Genomic DNA, 21,700 nt, shown 5'->3' with positions numbered 1-21,700 from the left:
GATGCAAACGCTGCTCCACCCCTATCTGGATGGAGAATTGGATTTGATGACGAGTTTGCAGGTCGAGGAACATCTTCGCACCTGCGCGTCGTGCGATCTTGCCCATCAAAACTATCTTGCGTTGCGTGAAGGTCTGCGCGACAGCGCGCTCTACTTCTCCGGGCCAGCAACGCTTCAGGCAAGCGCACGGTCCGCCGCACGCCGCGCGGACGCTGTGAGCCGTCCGACGCTCCCTATGACCTCGTGGCGAAGATGGAGTATGGCGGCAGTTCTTGTCCTCGCGGCCTTATTGACCTGGAGCTTGACGCGAATCCGAACCTCGCCGTCCGCCGAGCGCCTTCTGGCGCAGGAAGTCGTCTCCAGCCATGTTCGGTCGCTGATGGCCGGCCATCTCGCCGATATCGCGTCGTCCAGCCACCACACCGTCAAGCCATGGTTCAGCGGGAAATTGGACTACTCGCCTCCGGTTACGGATCTGGAGGCGCAGGGCTTTCCATTGATTGGCGGCCGGCTAGACTACCTGAACGGCAGGCCTGTGGCGGCGCTGGTCTATCGGCGCCAGAAGCACCGGATCAACCTGTTTGTGTGGCCCGCGAAATCCGGCGAAAAAGCCGCGAAGAGCGAGACTGTGGCGATGGAAAGCCAGGGCTATCACTTGATGTCCTGGGAGGCGGGAGGCATGACCTACTGGTCGATCTCCGATCTCGATCGCGGCGAGCTGTCCCGTTTCGTCAAGCTCTATCAAGCCCAGTCCCAACCCGCTCCAGGCGTCTCCGGTTAGACGACGATCCTAGTTCTGCATTCGCGTCAGATGGCGTATAATGCCGTTATGATCCTCAAATCCCTGGGTTACCGAACGGACCTGTTCTTTCCTCGCTTCGATGGTGAAGTGATGGACCGTGGCGACTACATCGTGATCCGCACGCCCTCCAATCCGTCCTTCTACTGGGGCAACTTTCTGCTCTTCGCCGCACCGCCCGCTGAGGGGGACTTCGACCGATGGCGGGCGCTGTTTGCGAAGGAAATCGGCGCGTCTCCCATAGTAAACCATATGGCCTTCGGGTGGGACGGAACTGCTGGGGAGACGGGCGAGATCGCGCCGTTTCTGGAGGCTGGGTTCACTCTGGAGGATTCCGTCGTCCTGACGGCGCGCGTCATCGTCCGGCCTGCGAAGTACAACGAAGAGGTCGTTGTTCGGCCTCTTGCCGAAGATTGGGAATGGGAGGCGGCCCTCCAGAACAAAATTGCATGCCGCGACCCCAAGCACGAGGAGGCAGGCTGGCGTGTTTACGCCACAAGGCAAATGGAGCGTCGCCATGCGATGGCCCGCGCCGGGTGGGGAAACTGGTTCGGCGCGTTCCTGGCCGGCCGATTAGTCGGTGATCTGGGGTTATTCGTGCGGGATGGCGTCGGCCGTTTCCAGGCGGTCGGCGCGCATCCCGAGTTTCGCCGCATCGGCGTCTGCGGCGCTCTGGTCTATGAAGCCGCAGAATACGCCCTGGCAAATATGGGAGCGGAAGTTTTGGTAATGGTCGCCGACGCGCACTATCACGCCGCGCGCATCTATGAAGGCGTCGGCTTCCTCCCTGTCGAGCGTCAGATGGGTGTGACTTGGTGGCGAAGTTGACCGAGGCGCTGTGCTTCGGTCTCGATTAAGCTTCGTTTATGGCGCGTTTGACTTGACACTCCCCCCGCAATTTGCTACACTACGGGGAACTGTAAGCTTTTTCCTGGTGGTAGAACAAACTCATGGCGGCCGCGAAACTGACGATCGGGTACGTGCTGGCGCTTCCGGTGGCCGACAGCGTCTTTATGGGAGGCGCAATGGTGACGGACGCATTCGGCTTGCCGCTGGAGTTTCGATACACCGAACCGGTGCGCGCGACGAAGCTGCAGCGGGTATTGTATGGCGATGTACTGGAGAAATATATCCAGGCGGACGTCATCGCGGGAAACCTCGTGGGGCGGCTGGAGCAGAAGCCGGAGCTGATCCTGGTCTTTGATTCCAATCTGCTGACGGCGATGGACGGCTCCAAACAGAAGATCGTTTCGATTGCGCCGGGACGCGGCGCGCCTTTGAAGGAATACGGCGCGGTGCAGGATGGGGCGGACGGCGAGTTTTTTATGCAGCTGACGGAAAGCGGCGCGCCGATGCGCATTCGTTTTCAGCTGACAGGCGCCGCCGCGACCGATGCAACGCGCAAGGCGGAGATCACACGGATTTTGACCGATTGCGGCCGGACAATGGATCTGCTGGAGCCGCAGGCCCGTGTTGAGGCGGCGGTAAAGATGTTATGGGAAGAAGCGCCCGAGACTCCGACAGGTTAGGCGCCGCAGTCGCCGCCCAGGCTTGGGAGGCTGTGCGCCGCGCTATGGGCAAGTGGGTTGCACGCACACAGGTGCGCGATCTTCCGCCGGACGCCCTGCTGCGCCTCGCCTCCATTTCAGAGAACGACCTGCTGCGCGGTCCCGAACCGGCGCAGGGGATTCGAGAGATGGAGTGCCGTCCGGGAGCGCGTGTGCTCGCTCATATCACGCCGGAAGCCCGTGCGGGCGGAGGCGGGGTCGATCTCGCCGCCGTCATCACGGTGATCAGCGGCAACGGCGCTCTGGGGAATGGCGACTGCCGCACACATGCCGCGTCCATCGCGCCGGACGCCGCTCGGGTGTTCGCCCCCCGTTCCAGCCAGTGGCAGTTTGGAGCCTTAGGCGTTTCCGAGGAGCCGACCCAGCCGATAGGAGGCGCGTGCCGAATGCTGCCGCTGGATGGGCTGAGCGTTCCTCGGATGGGACGGCTCGCGACGGTGCTTCCGAAATTTGCCCGCGCGCCAAAAATGCCGCGCCTTGCGGCCGGCGCCGACGGCCTGCCGCGCTTTCGACGCATGGTCGTGCGGAACGGAATGGGGGCTGTCAGCCGTATTCCACTCATTCGCCGAAGTCTCGCGGTAGACCGGTCGACGCCGACCGCGCATCCCGAGGAGCGAGCCCGGCTGGCGGCGATGGGGAAGACGACGCCGGATCGCGTGCTGGTGGTGGGGATCTTTCCCGCCGTTCCTGTCGCGGTCGTTAGCCGATTGGCGCTGGAGCCGGATGGGACGGAGTTGCGCGTTTGGCTGAAGCCGGAGGCGCTCGCCTCGGGAGCCACGCCGAAGATGCTGACGCTGCTCGTGGGGCGAGACCGGGAAACCGGCAAGACAATTCAAACTGTGCAGTAAGGCGGCCGAAGCGTAATGACGGAATTTGTACAGTTTTTGGTGCTGGCTTTTACAGCGCTGGTCTGGTGGCTGGCGAAGCGCGACCTCACGGCCCGGGCGGCGCGCCTGCGCGCCGCCTCATCCGCCGAAGTGGATCAGCTGAAGGAAACCGTGGAAGCGCTCACGGCTGCTTTGGAAGAGCGCGTGACGAAGGAAGAAAAGCGGCTGTCGGCGCTCATCGCCGAAGCGCGCGCCCTGCAGTCTCCCCTCGTTTCGTCTGTCGCGAGTGTGACCGCACCATCAGAAGTCTCCCGTGTCGCTGCGGTGCCTGTCTCGTCAGCAGCTGTGGAAGCGCCCGTCACGCCGATTGTCGCGGCCGCGCCCAAGCCGCCAGTCGCTGTGACGCCCCAGGCAGCCGCGCCGTCTGCCGCGAAAGAACCTGCGTCGCCCGTCATTGCGGAGGAGCCTGCCGCGCCCGCCGTTAAGACGCTAAAAAAAGCGGCGGATGAGATCGTCTCGCCCGCCGCCGCGCCGATTGGGGTGGGGGATGCGCAGGATAGCGCGCCGCCCGAAGATCTTCTCGCCTCGGATGCGGCTGCCAAGCCCGAGATTACGGCGGAGCCTCCGACACTGCATCAGCAGGTGATGGAAGCCGAGCGCCGCGCCGCGCTCGTTCGGGCGCAGCTGGCGATCGGCGTGATCGATCCTATCGAGATCGTGCGCCGTACGGGACTGCCGCGCGGCGAAGTCGAACTGCTGATCGGTCTGCGTTCTTTGCGCATCGAACCAGCCGCTCCTGTCGAAGCTCCCGCGCCGACCGCAGTTCCCGAATCCGCCGCTGCGCCCGAGCCTCCGGTGAAGGAAGCGGAGTCGGTTGTCGCCGACGCTCCGCCTGCGGCTCCTGTCGAGAATGACCGATACGCCGCGATTTATTCGATGATTGCATCGGGAGTCACGGACTCTACGGAGATCGCCCGGCGCACGGGGATGGGACGCGGGGAGGTCGAGCTGATCCTTGGCCTGCGCGCCCGCAACGTTTTGTAAGTCCGTCTTGTCTAATCTGTTCAACTAGCGCCCAAGTTTTTGGGAGCCTCATCTAAAGGAGATAGTCGATCTTTATGATCACGATGCAAAATAAACGGCGCGGCGCCGCGCTGGTCGCCTCCGCGGCCGCCATGGGCGTTTTCCTCGCCGGCTGTAATACGGGCGGCGGAGCCGGCGGCGACGCCAGCAGCAAGGGCGCCCCGACTCTGACCGGGACCGACGCTGTAGCGACGGTCAACGGCGAAGCGATCACCCAGGCGGAATTCTATTCTCAGCTGCAGCGCTACACGCCCAACCCCCAGCAAATGAGCTCCGCACCGGCCGGCAAGACCGTCCTGCAGCAGCTTATCATGAACACCCTCACGGAGCAGCTCGCAAAGCAGGAAGGCGTTCCGCCGACCGACGCGCAGATCAACGAGCAGATGGCTAACTTTAAGTCCTCCGCGGATAAAGTCCTGGTGCGCGGCTTCGACGACACCCTCGCCACCGCCGGCCTGACCGAAGAGGATCTGAAGACATTCCAGATCAAGCCGCAGCTGGCGCAGATCAACCTTCTGACGAAAGGCGTCACGATCGCGGATGCCGATATCCAGGCGTTCTATGATCTGCACAAGAAGGATCAGTTCACCAAGCCGAACCGAGCCCACATCAAGCGCATTGCCTTGGCGACCGCAGCGGACGCAAACTCCGTTTACGACGACATTCAAAAGGGCAAGCCGTTTGAGGACTACGTTGCCAAATCCGTGATCAAGCAGCCCGTGGACGGCGATCTCACTCAGTGGGTGAACTTGGACGACGCGACGAACCCTATGGTCAAGCCGCTCGTGACGGCCATCACCGCCGCGAAGATCGGCGACGTTCCCAAGCCCATCCCACTCCAGGGCGCCTGGTGGCTGGTTAAGGTCGTGGATAAGAAGCCTCTGGAAATCGTTCCCGTGGATCAGGTGAAGAGCTCGATCAAGTACATGCTGCTCAGCCAGAAGGCCCAGCAGAATGCGGCGGGGCAGCAGGAGATGGAGCAAAAGCTGCGTGACTTCCAGTCCAAAGCAACCATCTCGATCGTTCCCAAGCAGTACAATGATCTGATCGCGGAAATCAAGTCCCCGCCGCCGCCCATGGCGCCTCCCGGGATGAACTTGGCTCCCCCCAGCGCTCCGACCGGCCCACGGCCCGGCGCTTCCGCCCCAATGACCGCTCCCAGCGCACCCGCGCCGCAGGCGGCCCATTGACGCTGACGGTGATCGGTCTGGGCGACGGCCGGCGGGATAGCCTGACGCTGGGGGCGCTCGACGCCCTCCGTCAGGCCGGCGCCCGCCGGTTTGCGCGGACCCGATCGCTGCCGGCGATTGGCTGGCTGGAATCTCCGGAAGGCGGCGTCGTGTTCGACGCCGCCTTCGATTCCGTCCCGGTCGGCGCGTCGGATGAGCGGGCGTCCGCCATCATTACCCCCATTTTAGAAGCCGCCCGTGTGGGCGACGTCGTTTACGCCGTTCCCGGCGATCCCTTGTTGGATGAAAACGCCTCCCTTCATCTCTGGACACAAGCGCGCGCTGAGGGCATTGCAGTCCGTGTGATCCGCCTGGCGCGCCGCGCCGAGGATGACCCCCGCTATGGTTTCGACGCTTTAGTCGCCCTGATGGCGCGCCTGCGCAATCCCAATGGCGGCTGTCCGTGGGACTTGGAGCAGACATCGCGGACGATCCGCCGCCACGTCATTGAGGAAGCCTATGAAGTCGCGGAGGCGATCGATTCGGGGGCGCCCGAGAAGCTGAGCGAGGAGCTGGGCGACTTGATGCTGCAAGTCGTTTTTCACGCGCAGATGGCGAGCGAACTCGGCGAGTTCTCGGTGGACGACGTCACCCAGGCGATCGTCGAGAAGCTTGTCCGGAGACATCCCCATGTCTTCGGCTCCGTTTCCGTCGCAAACTCTGAAGATGTCCTCACGAATTGGGACGCTATCAAGCGCAAGGAAAAAGGCAATGAGGACCGCACCTCCATCCTCGACGGCATCCCCAAGGATCTTCCCGCGCTGATGCGCGCCCTGGAAGTCTCCAAGCGCGTGGTCAAGGTCGGGTTCGAGTGGCCGACCGTACTGGAAGTCCTGGACAAGGTCGACGAGGAGATCGCGGAACTGCGCGCGGAGATCGCCATCGGCGATACGGCGCGCGCCGGTGAGGAGCTGGGCGATCTGCTCTTCACACTGGTTAACGTCGCGCGCCAATTGAAAGTCGATCCCGAAGAAGCATTGCGTAACATGACCCTGCGATTTGCGAATCGTTTTCGTTATATCGAGCGTCACGCGGAGGCTGAAGGGCGGCGTTTGCAGGATCTTTCATTGGACGAAATGGAAACGGTTTGGGCGCAGGCAAAGAGGGAACAATAAATCATCGGAGAACCGAGAAATAGAATCGGAGGATCGTTCGATGAAGCATCTTATTTTTGCCATGCCGCTGGCGCTGATCGCGCTGGCTCCCATACAAATTTCCGCGCAGGGCGCGCCGTCTGCGGGCGTCGGCGCCTCCACGGGCGTTGGTCCGGGCGGCGGGGCCGGAGCCGTGCTGCCGCTGCCCGGTGCGACCTTGAAAGCCACCACTCTTGGGGAGACGGCAGTCGTCGCCACCAGCAAGCCTCGCTTTGTCTCTGGATCTCCCGTTCCCATTACCTTAACGATCGCCAACCGCACGGGCAGTCCGGTCGAATACGATTTCAACAACGGACAGAAGTACGACTTTGAACTGCGCGATCCCAAAGGAGTGGTCGTGTGGGAATGGTCTCGGGGCCTTTCCTTCACACAGTCCACGGACAAGCTGGTGCTGAAGCCAGGCGACAGCGCCACATACAAGGGCCAGTGGAATGGGATGGTGGACGGCAAGCCCGCGCCTCCCGGAAGATACACGCTGACGGGACGATTGACCACGCAGACCCGGCCGGCCATTCGCGGCGGCATTCTCGTCAACCCCGTTCGCGACCCGAATAATATCGGCATGCCGACCCGTTCTCCCGCCGAGAATGGGATGGTAGTGCAGACTCCCGCACGCTATGCGGTGACGGCGACGACGCAATTCCAGGTGGCCGCAAAGTCGTAAAATAACAAATTGAGGCCATGAAAACTGGGAAGAATACTGGTAAATAGTGGTTGTGACGGCGCGTAATCGGGAATAAGCATAGTACCAGGGAGAGTTGTACTATGGATTCCCAGACGATTACGCGCCTTTTTAGCGCATTATGCCTGCTGACCGCCATGACGGCGGCGCCGGTCATGGCCGATAGCGCCAGCACACAAAACGCCAATAGCGATATGATGCTTTCGGCTCCGACATTCGCCGAGCCGATGAAGCTGACGATCAAGCACCCAAAGAACACGCCGGTTCGCGTGACGATCGTCACCGACGCCGCGTCCGGCGCCGAAGTCGATTACAGCGCTTCCAAGAGCGCCGACCCGACTATCGGCTACAAGTTTCCGGCCGGCTCCGCCCGCGACATCACGGTGATGGACGGCCACGGCCAGGAACAGTGGAGCCTGCTGAGTGGCCAGGTCAGTGTCGCGCCAGCAGAAGCCGCTGGCCCACGCCCGAGCGCGATCCTTGCTCTGCTGGATCGTGATTACATGCTGACGGCGCCAGCCATGAGCGGCGTCTACACGCTGCATCCGCGTTCCAATCCTGAGTTTCTTTCCACGACGGACATCGCGCGTGTGAATTCCGCAGGTATGACCCGCCGCTGGGCGCACCGCAGCAGTCCGCTCGCCGATCCGATCCAGGACAGCGCGTCGGAGGAAACCACGATCATCATCAGCCCGTCGACACACGTCGTCGCGCCTGTGCGTCATCCGTCGCTGCAGTAGCGCAGACACACAATTCTAGTAGCGCACGCCTTGCGGGTTTCTTCGCGAGGCGTGCGTTTTTTTTGCGGCAAGAGTTTTAACGCTTCACTCTACCCCCTTGCCCTCAAACCGCATCATCAGGTATACTTATCGGCGGCTTTTTGACAATTTTGCGATAGACGGAAGCGACGAACAAGCTTCAAAATAGGAGAGTAACTGAATGGCGAATACCAAGCGCGTGTGGCTGTTTGAAGAGGCTAACGCGACGATGCGCGACGAGCTCGGCGGCAAGGGCGCGAACCTGGCCGAGATGAGCAATATCGGACTGCCGGTCCCTCCCGGTTTCACGATCACGACCGATACTTGTATCGCTTACAACAAGGGCGACGGCCAGTTCCCCGCAGGACTGCTGGACGAGATCAAGACGGCCCTGGCGGCGGTCGAGACCAAGACCGGCAAGAAGCTGGGCGATGCGACGAACCCGCTGCTGGTTTCCGTGCGTTCCGGCGCCAAGTTCTCCATGCCCGGCATGATGGACACCGTTTTGAACCTGGGCCTCAACGATGAGACGGCCGAGGCTCTGATCAAGCTTACGGGCAACGCGCGCTTCGTGTACGACAGCTACCGCCGCTTCTTAATGATGCTCAGCGACGTCGCTTACTCCACCCCCGACAACAAACTTGCCAAGCATGACTTCGAGCATATCTTCTACGATCTGAAGAAAGAGCTCGGCGTCACGGAAGATCTGGACGTCAGCGCCGATCATCTCAAGGCCCTGTGCGACACGTACAAGACATACATCAAGGAGCAGAGCGGCAAGGACTTCCCGCAGGATCCGTTCGTCCAGCTTGAGGACGCTGTCGAAGCCGTCTTCAAGTCCTGGTTCAACGACCGCGCCAAGCTTTACCGCCAGCGTGAGAAGATCTCGGATGACCTCGGCACCGCCGTCAACATCCAGAGCATGGTCTTCGGCAACCAGGGCGAAGACTGCGGCACGGGCGTCGCGTTCACCCGCGACGCGAGCAACGGCGCGAACGAGATCTTCGGCGAGTACCTGATGAACGCTCAGGGCGAAGACGTCGTCGCCGGCGTCCGCACCCCCATGCCGATCTCCGGCCTGAAAACGCAGAACCCCGAGATCTACCAGGAGTTCGACGATATCTGCCAGCGCCTTGAGCAGCACTACAAGGACATGCAGGACATCGAGTTCACGATCGAGCACAACAAGCTGTACATCCTTCAGTGCCGCTCCGGCAAGCGCACCGGCCCCGCCGCAGTCAAGATCGCGGTTGATCTGGTGAACGAAGGCCTGATCACGAAGGAAGTCGCTCTGGCCCGCATCAACCCAGAGCTGCTTGACCAGTGTCTGCACCCGGTCATCAAGCCCGGCTTCAAGTACAACGTCCTGGCGAAGGGCCTCCCGGCCGGCCCCGGCGCCGCCACCGGCATCGCCGTGTTCGACGCACAGCGCGCGGCGGACCTGGGCAAGGGCGGCGAAGGCAAGAAAGTCATTCTCGTTCGCGCCGACACCTCCCCCGATGACCTCAAGGGCATGCTGGCGGCTGAAGGCGTTCTGACCGAGCGCGGCGGCATGACCAGCCACGCGGCGCTTGTCGCGCGCGGCTTCGGCATCCCGACCGTTGCAGGCTGCTCCGACATCACCGTCACCGATCGCCAGTTCGTCGCCAAGGGCGGCCAGGTGATCAAGGAAGGCGACTACATCTCCCTGAACGGCGCCGTTGGCGAAGTCATCGAGGGCCAGGTGGAAGTCGTCGATCCCGAGCTGACCGGCGAGTTTGGCATCCTGCTGCAGTGGGCCGATGAGACCCGCCGCCTGGGCATCCGGACCAACGCCGATACGCCCGAAGACGTCGCGCTTGCGATCAAGCTGGGCGCCGAAGGCGTCGGCCTCTGCCGCACCGAGCACATGTTCTTCGCCGAGGAGCGCCGCCCGGTCGTCCAGGCCATGATCCTGGCCGCCACCGAAGAAGAGCGCAATGAGAAGCTCGCCGAGCTTCTGCCGTTCCAGCGCGAAGACTTCCGAGGCATCTTCGAGGCCCTGGGCTCCCGCCCGGCCACGATCCGCCTGATCGACCCGCCGCTGCACGAGTTCCTTCCGAGCCTGCAAACGCTGATCGAGGAAGTCGCCACGCTGAAAGCGACGGGCTCGGACGCCGCCGAACTGGAAGCCAAAGAGAAATTGATGGCCCAGGTCGAGAGCATGCACGAGATCAACCCGATGATGGGACTTCGCGGCTGCCGCCTGTCCATCGTCTTCCCGGGCATCGTCGAGATGCAGACCCGCGCCATCCTGGAAGGCGCCATCGCCGCCAAGAAGAACGGCGCCGACCCGCACCCCGAGATCATGATCCCGCTGGTCGGCCACGTCAACGAACTCAAGTCGGTTCGCTCCAACCTGGAGCGCGTCGCCAAGCTGGTCGTGGAAGAGAGCGGCGAGACCATCGACTACATGTTCGGCACGATGATCGAGATCCCGCGCGCCGCGCTGACGTCGGACCAGATCGCCGAGGAGGCTGAGTTCTTCTCCTTCGGAACCAACGACCTGACCCAGATGACGTTCGGCTTCAGCCGCGACGACTCGGACAAGTTCCTGAAGCCGTACATCGAGCAGAAGATCCTTCCTGGCGATCCCTTCGAGTCGATCGACCAGACGGGCGTCGGCCAGCTGATGAAGATCAGCGTCGAGCTCGCGAAGAAGGTCCGCCCGAACATCAAGCTCGGCATCTGCGGCGAGCACGGCGGCGAGCCCTCCTCGATCGCCTTCTGCCACGAGATCGGCCTGAACTACGTCTCATGCAGCCCCTACCGCGTCCCGATCGCCCGCCTCGCAGCCGCCCAAGCCAACCTCAAGGACGGTGGAAGCAACCGCGACCGGTAAGATTAGGCCACGTTAGCTCCTAAAGCCCAGGGACCACAGCGCAAGCTGCGGCCCCTGGGCTTTTCTGTTTGAGGTCTGCTATAATGTCTCTGTCTGGTTGATTTCTCCCCGTTTGAAATTGTGCGTGGTAAATAGGATTTGATATGTTGTCAAGCATTGACCATAAAGTTGCCGAGGGGCTAGCACTCAATTCACTCGAAGTCATAAACTTCCGAGCATTCGAGCGTTTGTCTATCCCTAACCTGGCTAAGGTGAATCTCATTACTGGAAAAAACAATGTCGGTAAATCCGCTTTGTTGGAAGCCATTGAGTTGTATGCGAGCTTTATTTCTCCAATGACGCTACAGAAGTTGCTTGTATCGCGTGATGAATTACCTACAGCTTGGATGCGCAGCCGAAATCCCGGCGCCCGGATAGCTTTTCAGCCCTCCCATCCTGTAGAACAAGCACTTCAGAATTTGTTCTATAATCGTCCTCTTGTAGACGGATACCAGTCTCCGTTTCTACTGGGACCTCTAGGAAAACTATTGACAGTTAATGTTGAATGGTTTGATATGGTTGCTTTGCATGATGCTGAAGAGAATTATGAGTTACGTCCCATTGCGGAAGCTCAACTTGATAGAGCACATGATCCGGACCTGTATGTGACAGTGAGGCAGGGGAGTTCTATTCCTGTTCGACAATATATTTTGGGTCGCATACTTTCTAAGGATATACCGAACGATAAGGGAATGCGTCGTTCGGAATATATAACTCCTCATGGAGTTCAAGACGAGAAGATAGGAACGATGTGGGATGCCGTTGTTGCAACTTCTGCCGAGGGAACTGTATTAGAAGCATTGCGTATATTACATCCCTCTATTGAGCGATTGGTATTTGTCGCCGAAGAAGGCGGAAGTGGGCAACGGGTCCCTCTCGTAAAATCAACTGAAGGAGAGCGGGCGCCGCTACGCAGTTTTGGTGAAGGGATGAGCCGTGTACTTGGCATTATCCTAGGCTTAACGACCGTTGGGAACGGTGGCGTCCTGCTTATTGACGAAATTGAAAGCGGCCTTCATTACAGTGTAATGCCAGATTTCTGGCGGCTAATTCGCAAAGTTGCAGAACAATTGAACGTCCAGGTTTTCGCAACAACACATAGCTGGGAGTGTATAGAAGCTTTTCAGCATTCTACTACTTCTGCTTCTTCAGAAGGAATACTTATTCGCCTGGATAGGCGTCAAGGTCTTGTTGCTCCAACAATCTTCGACGAGCGCCGTCTAGCCATCGCGACTCGCGATCAGATAGAGGTCCGATGAGACGTAACTCGGACAGTTTGAAGATAGAAGAGGGGCCTGAGAGCGATATTCTTATCGTTGAAGGAGCAGATGATTTCTTTTTGCTGAAAAACTGGTTCCTTCGCTTTCGACTTGTCGGAAAGATTCGTCTTGAAGAAGGCGGGGGCTATGAACGCCTTCGTGATTCGATCGACACCCGTGTGGATGCGAGTAACTTGGAACGGTTTGGCGTGATTGTAGATGCAGACGAAGATCTTCCCTCGCGTTGGCTTTCTATCCGTGGCGCTTTTGAAAATGCTGGATACGAAATGCCTGCTGAGCCACAAACTTCAGGAACTATTGTCGTTCAGGCTGAGCGTCCGACGATTGGCATTTGGATCATGCCAGATAATCGATTGCCTGGGGAATTGGAAGACTTTGTCCGCATGCTCATACCGGAAGCGGATAGTCTTTGGCCGAGAGCGTGTAACGCTATCGACGACATTCCTGAAGCCGAACGGTTATTCAAAGAATCAATATCTAAAGCTCGATTGCACACTTGGCTTGCCTGGCAGGAAGAACCTGGTAAACCAATCGGCCAAGCCATTGTGAAGCGATATTTCAGTACGGAGACTGAGCAGGCGAAGGCATTTCAGAAATGGCTGATGGATTTATACAAGATCGCATAGTAGCTGACTACAAAATCGGCGACAAGATCCGCGTGGTCCAAGTCCCTCCATATCTTTACAATGACGATCCCGTCACTCGCGAGATCGCCGATTTCTTCGAACTGTGCTTGGGAAAAGTCTTTCGGATCGAAGCGTTCGATGAGAATGGTCAATTGGAACTGTGGATGACGGACAAGGGGAACCGGACGAAGCGGGGCGATTTGCATTCGATTTGGATAGAGCCGGAGTACGTCGAGCCGTATCCTAAGTCGCATGGATTAAAGGGAGATGGGATATGACAAAAAAGTTACCACAAATGCACAATGTCGGTATCGTGGTCGAATCCCTTGATGAGGCCGTCTCTTTTTTCACCGAGCTTGGCCTGACCCTCGAAGGGCGAGCCACGATCGAAGGGGAATGGGCCGGGCGCGTCACCGGACTGGGCAATCAGTGCGTCGAGATTGCCATGATGGTTACCCCCGATGGCCACAGCCGCCTCGAACTCTCGCGATTTCTTACCCCGCCTGTCGTCGCCGATCACCGGAACGCTCCTGTGAACGCTCTCGGCTACCTGCGCGTCATGTTCAATGTAGAGGACATCGACGAGGTAGTCGCCAGGCTCTGTAAACGCGGAGCCCAGCTCGTTGGCGAAATGGTTCAGTACGAGGACTCGTATCGGCTCTGCTACATCCGTGGTCCCGAAGGGATTCTTATCGGGCTGGCGGAAGAACTGTAAGATTAGGCGCTTGGGCTTTGTCTTGTTTTGGTGAACGAAGTCTGGTAGAATAATTCAAATAAGAATGCAGTCTTTAGACGGAGTTCGCCTTATGTCTCCTATTGCCGAACAACTAAAAGTACAACTGAGCGACTTGCCCGTGGTGGATCGCGCTGCGATCGCTCACTATCTGCTGGGCACACTCAGCCCATTGGACGAGAGCGACGAAGCAAATTTAGAAGCCGTGTTAGAGCGGCGTTGGGCACAAATCGAGAATGGACAAGAGACAGGTATTCCTGCTGAACAGGTCTTTGCGGACTTGAAAGCCAAACTGAAATGAAGCCTGTCCGTTTTCATTCCGAAGCACGGTCTGAACTGGAAGTTTCTGTCTTCTATTATGACGAATTGCAGGCTGGCTTAGGAACATCATTGTTCGATGAGATTTTTGGAGCCGCCGAGAAATTGTCTCACTTTCCAAACTTAGGAGCGAGATACAAGGAAACAAATTATCGTCGCTTGGTGCTCAGGAATTTTCCTTACTCGCTTTACTATCGCGAAACCTCTCACTTCGTGTGGGTGGTTGCAGTCGCGCACGCAAAGAGGGAACCGGATTATTGGATAGATCGAGCGGTTGAATAGCTCCCGGAGAAATTGAGATGTGAATCCAGGATCGAATGGTCCTGGGTTTTTTAGCATAAAAATTGATTTGAGTGTTGATAATTTGAAAACTAACTATTATAATACGAACTATGAACCACGACGACCTCTTGACCTCGGAAGTCTGCACCGCCCTCATGCGCATCGGAACACGGATGGCGATGGTGTTTGACCGGACGTTTCGCGAATTGGATTTGACGCAGGCGCAGTTCCGGCTGCTAATTGCGATGTATGACGTGAATGATGTGGGCATCGCGCCGTCGGATCTGGCGGAGGCGCTGCTGATCGAGCGGGCGACGGTCACGGTACTGACGGCGCGGCTGGTGGATCGGGGATTGGTCGTGCGGATGCCGGGGGTGAACCGGCGGACGCATTTCTTGAAATTGACGGAAGAGGGCGTCGCGCTGCTGGAGCGGGCGATCCCGTCGGCGGTCCGGCTGGCGGATGCGGCGCTGATGGGGATTGAGCGTGGGGATCTGGAGCAGGCGCGGATGCGGCTGGAGACGATCGAGGCGCGTTTACGGCTGATGAGCGATGCGCCGATTGATTGAATACGTCTTTGTGAAGAATAGGAGCGAACTATGGAGCATTGGTTTTCATTGGCGAGTTTGCTGATCATGCCATTTTGGGCGCTGATGATCTTTGCGCCGCACTGGCGTGTGACGGGGAAGATTGTGGAGTCGCCGTGGATCGCCGCGCCGGCGGCGCTGGCGTATGCGACTTTACTTCTGCCGAGGATGGGGCAGGTGGCGCCCGCGATTATGCACCCGAGCTTGGCGGGCGTGGCGGCGTTGCTGGGATCATCAAGCGGCGCGTTTATCGGGTGGGTGCATTTTCTTGCCTTCGATCTCTTCGTGGGACGCTGGATCTTTCTAGAGGCAAGGCGCGAGAATATCTCGGCGTGGATCGTCAGCCCTATTCTGTATCTCACCTTGATGTTCGGTCCGATGGGGCTGCTGACGTTTCTGACACTGCGGGCGGCGCTGCGATTTTGGCGCGCGGGCAAGGTTCGTCGCAGTGGGAGCGTGATGTTGGAGGCGCTTCGCGCCAATACGCCGCTGATGCTGCTGTTTTGGTTCAACGTCGCTCTGATCGGCGCGGCGTCGGTGGGAATGCTGGTCGATCATCGGATGATCACGGGAGCGCCGGCGTGGCTGAAGCCGCTGAAGTTTGCGATCTCCGTCGCTATTTATAGTGCGACGCTGGCGTGGATGATGAGCTTTTTGCCAAAGGGAGCGCGGATCGTACGCGTACTGTCGTGGGTTATCGCAGTGACAGTCGGACTGGAGATGATGATCATCCCAATTCAGGCGCTTCGGGGAACGACCAGCCATTTCAATCAAGCGAATTTGCTGGATGGCATTCTTTATGGCGTGATGGGAATTTCAATTACCGTATTGTGGATCGCGCAGATTGTCGTCAGCGTGCAGCTGCTGCGAACGCGGATTGCGGATCGCCCGCTCGCTCTGGGGATACGATTGGGAGCGGCGCTCACGGCGGTGGGAATGGCGGTCGGGTTTCTCATGACGGCGCCGACCTCCACGCAGCTGGCGATGGCCGCCGCGCTGCATGCGATGCCGGTCGTGGGAGCGCATACGGTCGGCGCCCTGGACGGCGGCGCGGGGCTGCCTTTTCTGGGCTGGAGCACACTGGCGGGCGATTTGCGCGTGGCGCACTTTGTTGGACTGCACGCCCTGCAATTGCTGCCGCTGGCGGCTCTGCTGCTCGGCATGTCGCGTTGGAGCGAGACGGTACGACTGCGATTGGTCGGAATCATCGGAGGCGGGTATCTGGCTGGGATCGGTCTGCTTGTCTGGCAGGCGCTGCGCGGGCTATCGATTGTCCGCCCAGACACCGCGACACTGGGCGCATGGGGGATTCTGATTGTGAGCGTAATATTTGTTGCAATTATCGCTATCTTTGCAAGGAAGGCGTGAACCGAGAGTTTTGAAGGCGCACACGGCTGATTATGGGACGTCATGACGTAAAAAAAGCGCTTGCGGCATATGCCGCAAGCGCCGAGGTTCTCTTTCCTGTCCTTAGTTTTGAGGGGGATATTACGCCTTCAGCGACGCCATGTCGATGACGAAGCGGTACTTGACGTCGCTCTTCAGAACTCGGTCGTAGGCGGCGTTGATGTCCTGGATATCGATCATCTCGATGTCGCTGACGATGTTGTGCTCGGCGCAGAAGTCCAGCATCTCCTGGGTCTCTTTGATGCCGCCGATGGCGGAGCCGGCGAGACGGCGGCGGCGCAGGGCGAGGTCGAAGGCGTGGACGCCTGCGGGTTCGGTGGGGACGCCGACCAGGACCATGCTGCCGTCGAGCTTGAGCAGGTTCAGATACATCGACAGATCGTGCTTGGCGGAGACGGTGTCGATGATGAAGTCGAACGAGTTCGCCAGCGCTTTGAGCGCTTCGGGATCGCGGGTGAGCACAACTTCATCCGCGCCGAGACGCTTCGCGTCCTCTTCCTTGCCGGGCGAAGTAGTGAACTGCGTAACGTGCGCACCGAAGGCGTGTGCGAACTTGAGCGCCATGTGGCCGAGGCCGCCCAGGCCGACGACGCCGACCTTTTGACCCGCCTTCACGTCCCAGTGCTTGAGAGGCGAGTAGGTTGTGATGCCCGCGCAGAGCAGGGGGGCGACTGCGGCGAGATCGAGCTTTGGGGAGACCTTCAGCGTGAAGGCTTCGTCCACCACGATGTTGTCGGAGTAGCCACCCTGGGAAATCGTTCCATCCGGGAACTTACTATTATAGGTGAGGACGAGCTTGCCGCCTTCGCAGTACTGCTCCTCGCCGGCCTTGCAGTTCTCGCATTCGCGGCAGCTATCAACCATGCAGCCGACGCCCGCCAGATCGCCGACGGCGAACTGTGTGACTTCCGCGCCGACCTGGGTGACGCGGCCGACGATCTCGTGACCGGGGACCATGGGAAAGATGGAGTTGCCCCATTCGTTGCGCGCCTGATGGATATCGGAGTGACAGACGCCGCAGAAAAGAATTTCGATCTTGACATCGCTTGGACCAACGTCGCGGCGATCGAAGTCGAATGGGGTAATTGGGGTAGTCGCGCTTTGCGTCGCGTAGGCGAGTGTGTTGCTCATTTTGTATTCCTTATGTTTGTGAGAGTCCGTTAATTAGTGGATGTGTCATGATCGCGTTCGGAGTCGGCGCGGATCCAGCCTTGCAGGGACGAAGCAATGGCGCACGCCTTTTTCTCATCGCCCGTTTCGATGGCGTCCCAATACGCGATTTTATGGTCCAGGTATTCCAAGTTGCGCTGCATCTGGCGCAGACGCTCTTGAAGGACAGCTTTATGCTGAGTGAGAAGCGCCTTCTGCTCGGTGACAGCCGCCTCCGCGCCCTGGTTCATCGCTTCAAAGTACTGGCGCATCTCGGCCAGAGGCATTCCGGTCGCTCGGAGGCAGGCGAGGGATTCGAGTCGCGTGACATCTGCCTGAGAATATCGCCGGTGGCCGCTGCTGGGATCCCGCCGGACCGGATGAATCAGGCCAAGCCGCTCGTAGTAGCGCAGCGTATGCTCACTCAGACTGGTGAGATCTACGACCTGCTGAACGGTCATCTCCTCAAGGGGAGCGATGAGATATCTGCATGGGAGATCGAGTGCAGCGGTGTTGGGCATGGCGATTATCCTTTCGGCAAATTTCTTTTGGCGAGCATCCATAGAAGAGTATGACGGACCTAGAGCGCTCTAGGTCAACCCTCACGAACATAAAACTTCGGCAATTTTTCGTTTGGGGCCACAATCGATCCATTGGGTATAAAGAAAGCATTCCACATCGATTCGGAAAGCAACCTCTTATGACTACACCCGAGCATCAGCTTGATCACGTCGCCATTCCCTCGCGTGATATCGCCGCCTCCGTACAATGGTATGTAGAGCACTTCGGCGCCGAAGTGCTCTATCAGGACGGCACCTGGGCCTTCCTGAAGCTGGGGCAGGGGAAGCTGGCGCTGGTGACCCCAACGCAGCATCCGCCACATGTCGCGGTGCGGGTGGGGGCGGAAACGCTGCGCGAGGCGGCGATGGCTGCAGGCAAGCCCATCGACCAGCATCGGGACGGAACCTCCGGCATTTACATTGACGATCCCGACGGCAATCAAGTCGAATTGATCTACTATCCGTCCAGGCGAACGGTCTATGACAAGTCGTAAAATATTATATAAAATTGTTGTTTGCCGCTTATAGACTTGGTTTTTAGTGTGTTTAAACGGTTAAATCGGTGGCAGTCATTAAAAAATGCGTACTTTTATTGCGGATTGAGAGCAATTGTCGTTTTGAGACCAAATTTTACGGACAAGGTGGCATGGATTTTGCTGTTAATGACAGCGTGGCTATGAAGTCTTGCGTGGAGTGGGAAGCAAGTCGAATCCAACCCGCATGAAGCCAATGCTGTCCCCTGCTAAATCCTTTGCCTTTTGTGCAAATGAGAAAGGAGTTCCAAGTGAGCGTACCTGCTACGAAAATGCGTAATTGCGCTGAAGAACCGATCGTCACAGCCGCCGGCGTCCGCCGGCCTGTTGTCGTGATGATCGACGAATTCCTGCGCCGCACGATTGACCTTACCCTTTGCACCCTCTCGCTGATACTCCTCTTTCCGCTGTTTCTGGCGCTTGCAATCGCCATCAAAATGGATAGCCCGGGCCCAGTGCTCTTTATCCAGAAGCGTGTGGGAAAAGATGGAGTCGAGTTTCCGTTTTTCAAGTTCCGCTCCATGTACATTGACTCCGAAGAGCGGCGCGCCGCTCTGCTGGTGGACAATGAAGCGACCGGCCCTTTGTTCAAGATGAAGCAAGATCCCCGCATCACGAAGGTCGGACGCCTGATCCGTCGTTCGTCGATTGACGAGCTTCCGCAGCTGCTGAACGTCCTTCGCGGCGAAATGACGCTCGTCGGCCCCCGCCCCGCACTTCCCGTCGAGGTCGCGACTTATTCCGACAAGGAGCGTCAGCGCCTGGTGGTTACGCCCGGTCTTACCGGTCTCTGGCAAGTCTCGGGCCGGTCTGATCTGTCCTTTGAACAGGCGATCCACCTGGACCTCGAATACATCCGACGCCGCTCAGTGCTGCTGGATGTCGAGATCATGGCGAAGACGATTCCCGCGGTCGTCGCCGGACGCGGCGCTTACTAACGGTTCCGTTCTCACGTGATTGAATACGTCCCTGAGCTACCCTCTGATGGTAGTTGAGGGACGTATTTTTGTTTGACCGGGCAAACTCCGGCGTGGTGAAAAACAAATATCGGCCCCGGCGCGTTGCGCCGGGGCCGATATTTTAATAGGTGATGAGTATTGCTTGTTCTAACGTGTTTTGGCGGCCGCAAAACCCCAGATCGGATGCGCATTCGTGAGGTCTTCCTCGGTTGCGAACGAATACTCGACCTGACGCGAATCAAGGATCGCGAGGCTGGACCACGGCACGCAGTAGATGTCGTTGGAAAGACGCGTTACTTGTGAATGAGTAACAAGCTCATAAAACCCAAGCACGCTGTCCTCGTTCGACAAAAATTTGATGTAGGCGTTCCGCACTGACTCCTCCATAACTGTCTCGTTACATCATAGTGCACAAACCGTGCCAAACCTGCTTGCTTGCTGACACTCTGTTATTAATTTTCAAACCGTCTTCATTCTCGCTGAAGACGGCGTCGCGTCGTTGACACCGCCAAGGCGCTGTGGTATATTATTCGAATACTAAAACAGCTCAACAGTGCGCAATTTGAACTGCAGGAAAGCGATTATCCGGAACATGCCAGACGACGAGATTGTTTTAACTCAGGCCAAATATCAAGAACTGGAAAAGGAGCTGCTGCGGCTGCAAACGACCGAGCGCCGCGTGATCGCGGAGCGTATCAGCACCGCTCGGTCCCTGGGCGACCTCCGGGAAAACTTCGACTATCATGACGCCAAGCGACAGCAGGGATTGCTGGAAAGCAAGATCATCAATCTGAAGCGTATTCTTGATCGCGGGAGGATCGTCGCCTATGAGGTCGGCAACGATGTCGTTCAGCTTGGCTCCCATGTCAAAGTCCACGATGAAGAGTTCGATGAGGATATCGAATATCAGATCGTCGGCGTCATGGAGGCGGACCCCGCCACCGACAAGATCTCCAACACCTCTCCTGTCGGCAAGGCGCTGCTTGGCCATAAGGTTGGTGAAAAGGTGGAAGTACAGACTCCCGCCGGTGTCGCCATCTACGAGATCATCGAGCTTTCTTAGGATGCGATTAGTCTTGCGGCTGCTTGCGTCGGCCCGCGAAATTGCTTGCATTGCACCGGCCGTTATGATATAATGGCGCCTGTGGAGAGTGCAGAGCAAGAGAAGCTGCGAGCCAAGGCGGCGCGGATCGAGGAGATGCTGACGCAGGCATATGGTCCCCGTGTTTGGAAGGCCGAGAACTACAGCCGCGACCTTTGCGGCGCGCTTGTCGCCACCATTCTCTCACAGAACACCAGCGATTTGAATTCCGGCCGCGCTTACGCCTCGCTTTGCGCGGCCTTTCCGGGCGGATGGGATACGGTGCGCACAGCGAACGTTACCCGCGTCGCCGACGCGATCCGCTGCGGAGGGCTCGCCGACACAAAGTCCATCCGCATCCAAAATGTGCTGCAGGACATTCATGAACGGACCGGAAGCACAAGCCTCGATCATCTGCGCTCCTGGGCGGACGACGATATCCGGCAGTTTCTCCGATCCTTTCCCGGCGTTGGCCCCAAAACGGCGGCCTGTCTTCTGATGTTCAATCTAGGACGTCCCGTTCTTGCGGTCGACACGCATGTCCATCGGGTCTCGGGACGCCTGGGTTTGATTGGACCGAAGACCACCGCCGATCAGGCGCATGACGCCTTGCAGGCTCTGCTCCAAGACGATCAGGTCTATTCCTTTCATGTCCATTTGATCGAGCATGGCCGGCGCATCTGCCACGCGCGCAGCCCAGAGTGCGCGATATGCCCTGTCCGGACCGTGTGTGATTGGTATCGCGCGGAAAAGCTCAAGGAGGCGGCATGAGCGACGGACTGACCGCGTCTTCCACTCCGATGGCGGACGGCTCGTCTCTGCTGCGCGATGATGGAATGTGTTTTGGGTGCGGCTCGGAAAATCCGATCGGTTTGCATTTGATTTTCGGCTGGGATGGGGATACTTACAGTACGCGCTTTATTCCGCAAGCCCAGCATCAGGGCTGGGTCGGCCGGGTGCACGGCGGGATCCTGGCCCTACTGCTCGATGAAGTCCTTTCGCGCGCCGCTTTGGAGCGTCACGGTTTGGACTGGGTCACGGCGGAATTGACAACTCGGCTCGTTCAGCCTGCGCCCACCGGCCAGGCGCTCATCGTTCGCGGCCATATTGAAAGCGTCCGGCCAAGACTGATCCTCTGCGTGGGAGAAGTTATCGACGAAGCGACCGGGGGAGTGATCGCGCGCGG

Annotated in this window: 25 protein-coding genes; 22 read left to right on the top strand and 3 right to left on the bottom strand. The window is 58.8% G+C overall.

All coding sequences use genetic code 11. From position 1 onward, the window contains the following. The first annotated feature begins 1 nt into the window (after position 1). The 17 genes from ABIZ35_RS15980 to ABIZ35_RS15900 all read left to right on the top strand — a co-directional run bounded on the left by ABIZ35_RS15980 (position 2) and on the right by ABIZ35_RS15900 (position 16,193). Positions 2 to 781, top strand: coding sequence for an anti-sigma factor (locus ABIZ35_RS15980; protein WP_348220919.1), 780 nt, complete (start codon positions 2 to 4; stop codon positions 779 to 781). 48 nt (positions 782 to 829) lie between these two features. Further along, entirely contained in the window at positions 830 to 1,627 is a 798-nt protein-coding gene (locus tag ABIZ35_RS15975; protein WP_348220918.1) for a GNAT family N-acetyltransferase, read from the top strand. A gap of 122 nt (positions 1,628 to 1,749) precedes the next feature. Continuing rightward, entirely contained in the window at positions 1,750 to 2,328 is a 579-nt protein-coding gene (locus ABIZ35_RS15970; protein ID WP_348220917.1) for a hypothetical protein, read from the top strand. After that, positions 2,295 to 3,215 (top strand): hypothetical protein, encoded by a 921-nt coding sequence (locus ABIZ35_RS15965; RefSeq protein WP_348220916.1) that lies wholly within the window; start codon positions 2,295 to 2,297, stop codon positions 3,213 to 3,215. Before ABIZ35_RS15970 ends, ABIZ35_RS15965 begins: the two co-directional genes overlap by 34 nt. A gap of 15 nt (positions 3,216 to 3,230) precedes the next feature. Then, positions 3,231 to 4,238 carry a hypothetical protein gene (locus ABIZ35_RS15960; RefSeq protein ID WP_348220915.1) on the top strand — a complete coding sequence of 336 codons (1,008 nt, stop codon included), beginning with the start codon at positions 3,231 to 3,233 and terminating at the stop codon, positions 4,236 to 4,238. 74 nt (positions 4,239 to 4,312) lie between these two features. Beyond that, positions 4,313 to 5,467, top strand: coding sequence for a peptidyl-prolyl cis-trans isomerase (locus ABIZ35_RS15955; protein WP_348220914.1), 1,155 nt, complete (start codon positions 4,313 to 4,315; stop codon positions 5,465 to 5,467). After that, complete coding sequence (gene mazG / locus ABIZ35_RS15950; protein WP_348220913.1) at positions 5,464 to 6,621, top strand: nucleoside triphosphate pyrophosphohydrolase; 1,158 nt, start codon at positions 5,464 to 5,466, stop codon at positions 6,619 to 6,621. The genes ABIZ35_RS15955 and mazG overlap by 4 nt, the downstream gene beginning before the upstream one ends. Before the next feature lie 40 nt (positions 6,622 to 6,661). Continuing rightward, entirely contained in the window at positions 6,662 to 7,324 is a 663-nt protein-coding gene (locus ABIZ35_RS15945) for a BsuPI-related putative proteinase inhibitor (protein WP_348220912.1), read from the top strand. 101 nt (positions 7,325 to 7,425) lie between these two features. Next, positions 7,426 to 8,082 (top strand): hypothetical protein, encoded by a 657-nt coding sequence (locus ABIZ35_RS15940; protein WP_348220911.1) that lies wholly within the window; start codon positions 7,426 to 7,428, stop codon positions 8,080 to 8,082. A 199-nt stretch (positions 8,083 to 8,281) separates the two neighbouring features. After that, positions 8,282 to 10,960 carry a pyruvate, phosphate dikinase gene (gene ppdK / locus ABIZ35_RS15935; protein WP_348220910.1) on the top strand — a complete coding sequence of 893 codons (2,679 nt, stop codon included), beginning with the start codon at positions 8,282 to 8,284 and terminating at the stop codon, positions 10,958 to 10,960. Positions 10,961 to 11,103: 143 nt separating this feature from the next. Beyond that, the gene (locus ABIZ35_RS15930) at positions 11,104 to 12,258 is read left to right on the top strand and encodes an AAA family ATPase (protein WP_348220909.1); all 1,155 of its coding nucleotides are present in this window, start codon (positions 11,104 to 11,106) and stop codon (positions 12,256 to 12,258) included. Then, on the top strand, positions 12,255 to 12,905 hold the full coding sequence (locus tag ABIZ35_RS15925; protein ID WP_348220908.1) for a DUF3226 domain-containing protein: 651 nt from the start codon (positions 12,255 to 12,257) through the stop codon (positions 12,903 to 12,905). Before ABIZ35_RS15930 ends, ABIZ35_RS15925 begins: the two co-directional genes overlap by 4 nt. Further along, positions 12,875 to 13,183, top strand: coding sequence for a hypothetical protein (locus ABIZ35_RS15920; RefSeq protein ID WP_348220907.1), 309 nt, complete (start codon positions 12,875 to 12,877; stop codon positions 13,181 to 13,183). Before ABIZ35_RS15925 ends, ABIZ35_RS15920 begins: the two co-directional genes overlap by 31 nt. After that, complete coding sequence (locus ABIZ35_RS15915) at positions 13,180 to 13,620, top strand: VOC family protein (RefSeq protein WP_348220906.1); 441 nt, start codon at positions 13,180 to 13,182, stop codon at positions 13,618 to 13,620. Before ABIZ35_RS15920 ends, ABIZ35_RS15915 begins: the two co-directional genes overlap by 4 nt. A 91-nt stretch (positions 13,621 to 13,711) precedes the next feature. Beyond that, the gene (locus ABIZ35_RS15910; protein WP_348220905.1) at positions 13,712 to 13,939 is read left to right on the top strand and encodes an addiction module protein; all 228 of its coding nucleotides are present in this window, start codon (positions 13,712 to 13,714) and stop codon (positions 13,937 to 13,939) included. Positions 13,940 to 14,348: 409 nt separating this feature from the next. Further along, entirely contained in the window at positions 14,349 to 14,807 is a 459-nt protein-coding gene (locus ABIZ35_RS15905; RefSeq protein WP_348220904.1) for a MarR family transcriptional regulator, read from the top strand. Between the two features lie 30 nt (positions 14,808 to 14,837). After that, positions 14,838 to 16,193 (top strand): ABA4-like family protein, encoded by a 1,356-nt coding sequence (locus tag ABIZ35_RS15900; protein ID WP_348220903.1) that lies wholly within the window; start codon positions 14,838 to 14,840, stop codon positions 16,191 to 16,193. Between the two features lie 120 nt (positions 16,194 to 16,313). On the opposite strand, the gene ABIZ35_RS15895 is transcribed toward ABIZ35_RS15900, so the two are convergent. Together ABIZ35_RS15895 and ABIZ35_RS15890 are read right to left on the bottom strand one after the other, a co-directional pair. Continuing rightward, the gene (locus ABIZ35_RS15895) at positions 16,314 to 17,363 is read right to left on the bottom strand and encodes an NAD(P)-dependent alcohol dehydrogenase (RefSeq protein ID WP_348220902.1); all 1,050 of its coding nucleotides are present in this window, start codon (positions 17,361 to 17,363) and stop codon (positions 16,314 to 16,316) included. Between the two features lie 29 nt (positions 17,364 to 17,392). After that, positions 17,393 to 17,902, bottom strand: coding sequence for a MerR family transcriptional regulator (locus ABIZ35_RS15890; protein ID WP_348220901.1), 510 nt, complete (start codon positions 17,900 to 17,902; stop codon positions 17,393 to 17,395). A gap of 179 nt (positions 17,903 to 18,081) precedes the next feature. On the opposite strand from ABIZ35_RS15890, the gene ABIZ35_RS15885 reads away from it, so the two are divergent. Both ABIZ35_RS15885 and ABIZ35_RS15880 read left to right on the top strand, forming a co-directional pair. Continuing rightward, positions 18,082 to 18,435: a VOC family protein gene (locus ABIZ35_RS15885; protein WP_348220900.1), complete on the top strand. Its 354-nt coding sequence runs from the start codon at positions 18,082 to 18,084 to the stop codon at positions 18,433 to 18,435. A gap of 290 nt (positions 18,436 to 18,725) precedes the next feature. Next, positions 18,726 to 19,412, top strand: a complete 687-nt coding sequence (locus ABIZ35_RS15880) for a sugar transferase (protein ID WP_348220899.1) — start codon at positions 18,726 to 18,728, stop codon at positions 19,410 to 19,412. 168 nt (positions 19,413 to 19,580) lie between these two features. Here the strand turns inward: ABIZ35_RS15880 and ABIZ35_RS15875 are convergent, their stop codons facing one another. Next, a complete protein-coding gene (locus ABIZ35_RS15875) occupies positions 19,581 to 19,820 on the bottom strand; it encodes a hypothetical protein (protein WP_348220898.1) in 240 nt (79 codons plus the stop codon). Positions 19,821 to 20,025: 205 nt separating this feature from the next. On the opposite strand from ABIZ35_RS15875, the gene greA reads away from it, so the two are divergent. The 3 genes from greA to ABIZ35_RS15860 all read left to right on the top strand — a co-directional run. Then, entirely contained in the window at positions 20,026 to 20,496 is a 471-nt protein-coding gene (gene greA, locus ABIZ35_RS15870; protein WP_348220897.1) for a transcription elongation factor GreA, read from the top strand. A gap of 72 nt (positions 20,497 to 20,568) precedes the next feature. Next, positions 20,569 to 21,285, top strand: a complete 717-nt coding sequence (locus tag ABIZ35_RS15865; protein WP_348220896.1) for an endonuclease III — start codon at positions 20,569 to 20,571, stop codon at positions 21,283 to 21,285. Continuing rightward, on the top strand, positions 21,282 to 21,700 hold a 419-nt coding region (locus tag ABIZ35_RS15860), incomplete at its 3' end, for a PaaI family thioesterase (protein ID WP_348220895.1). The genes ABIZ35_RS15865 and ABIZ35_RS15860, both read left to right, overlap by 4 nt.

The organism is Capsulimonas sp. (assembly GCF_039929585.1).
Lineage (GTDB): Bacteria > Armatimonadota > Armatimonadia > Armatimonadales > Capsulimonadaceae > Capsulimonas.
Note: the sequence above shows the minus strand (reverse complement) of the source record. Positions and strands in the feature narration are given on the sequence as shown.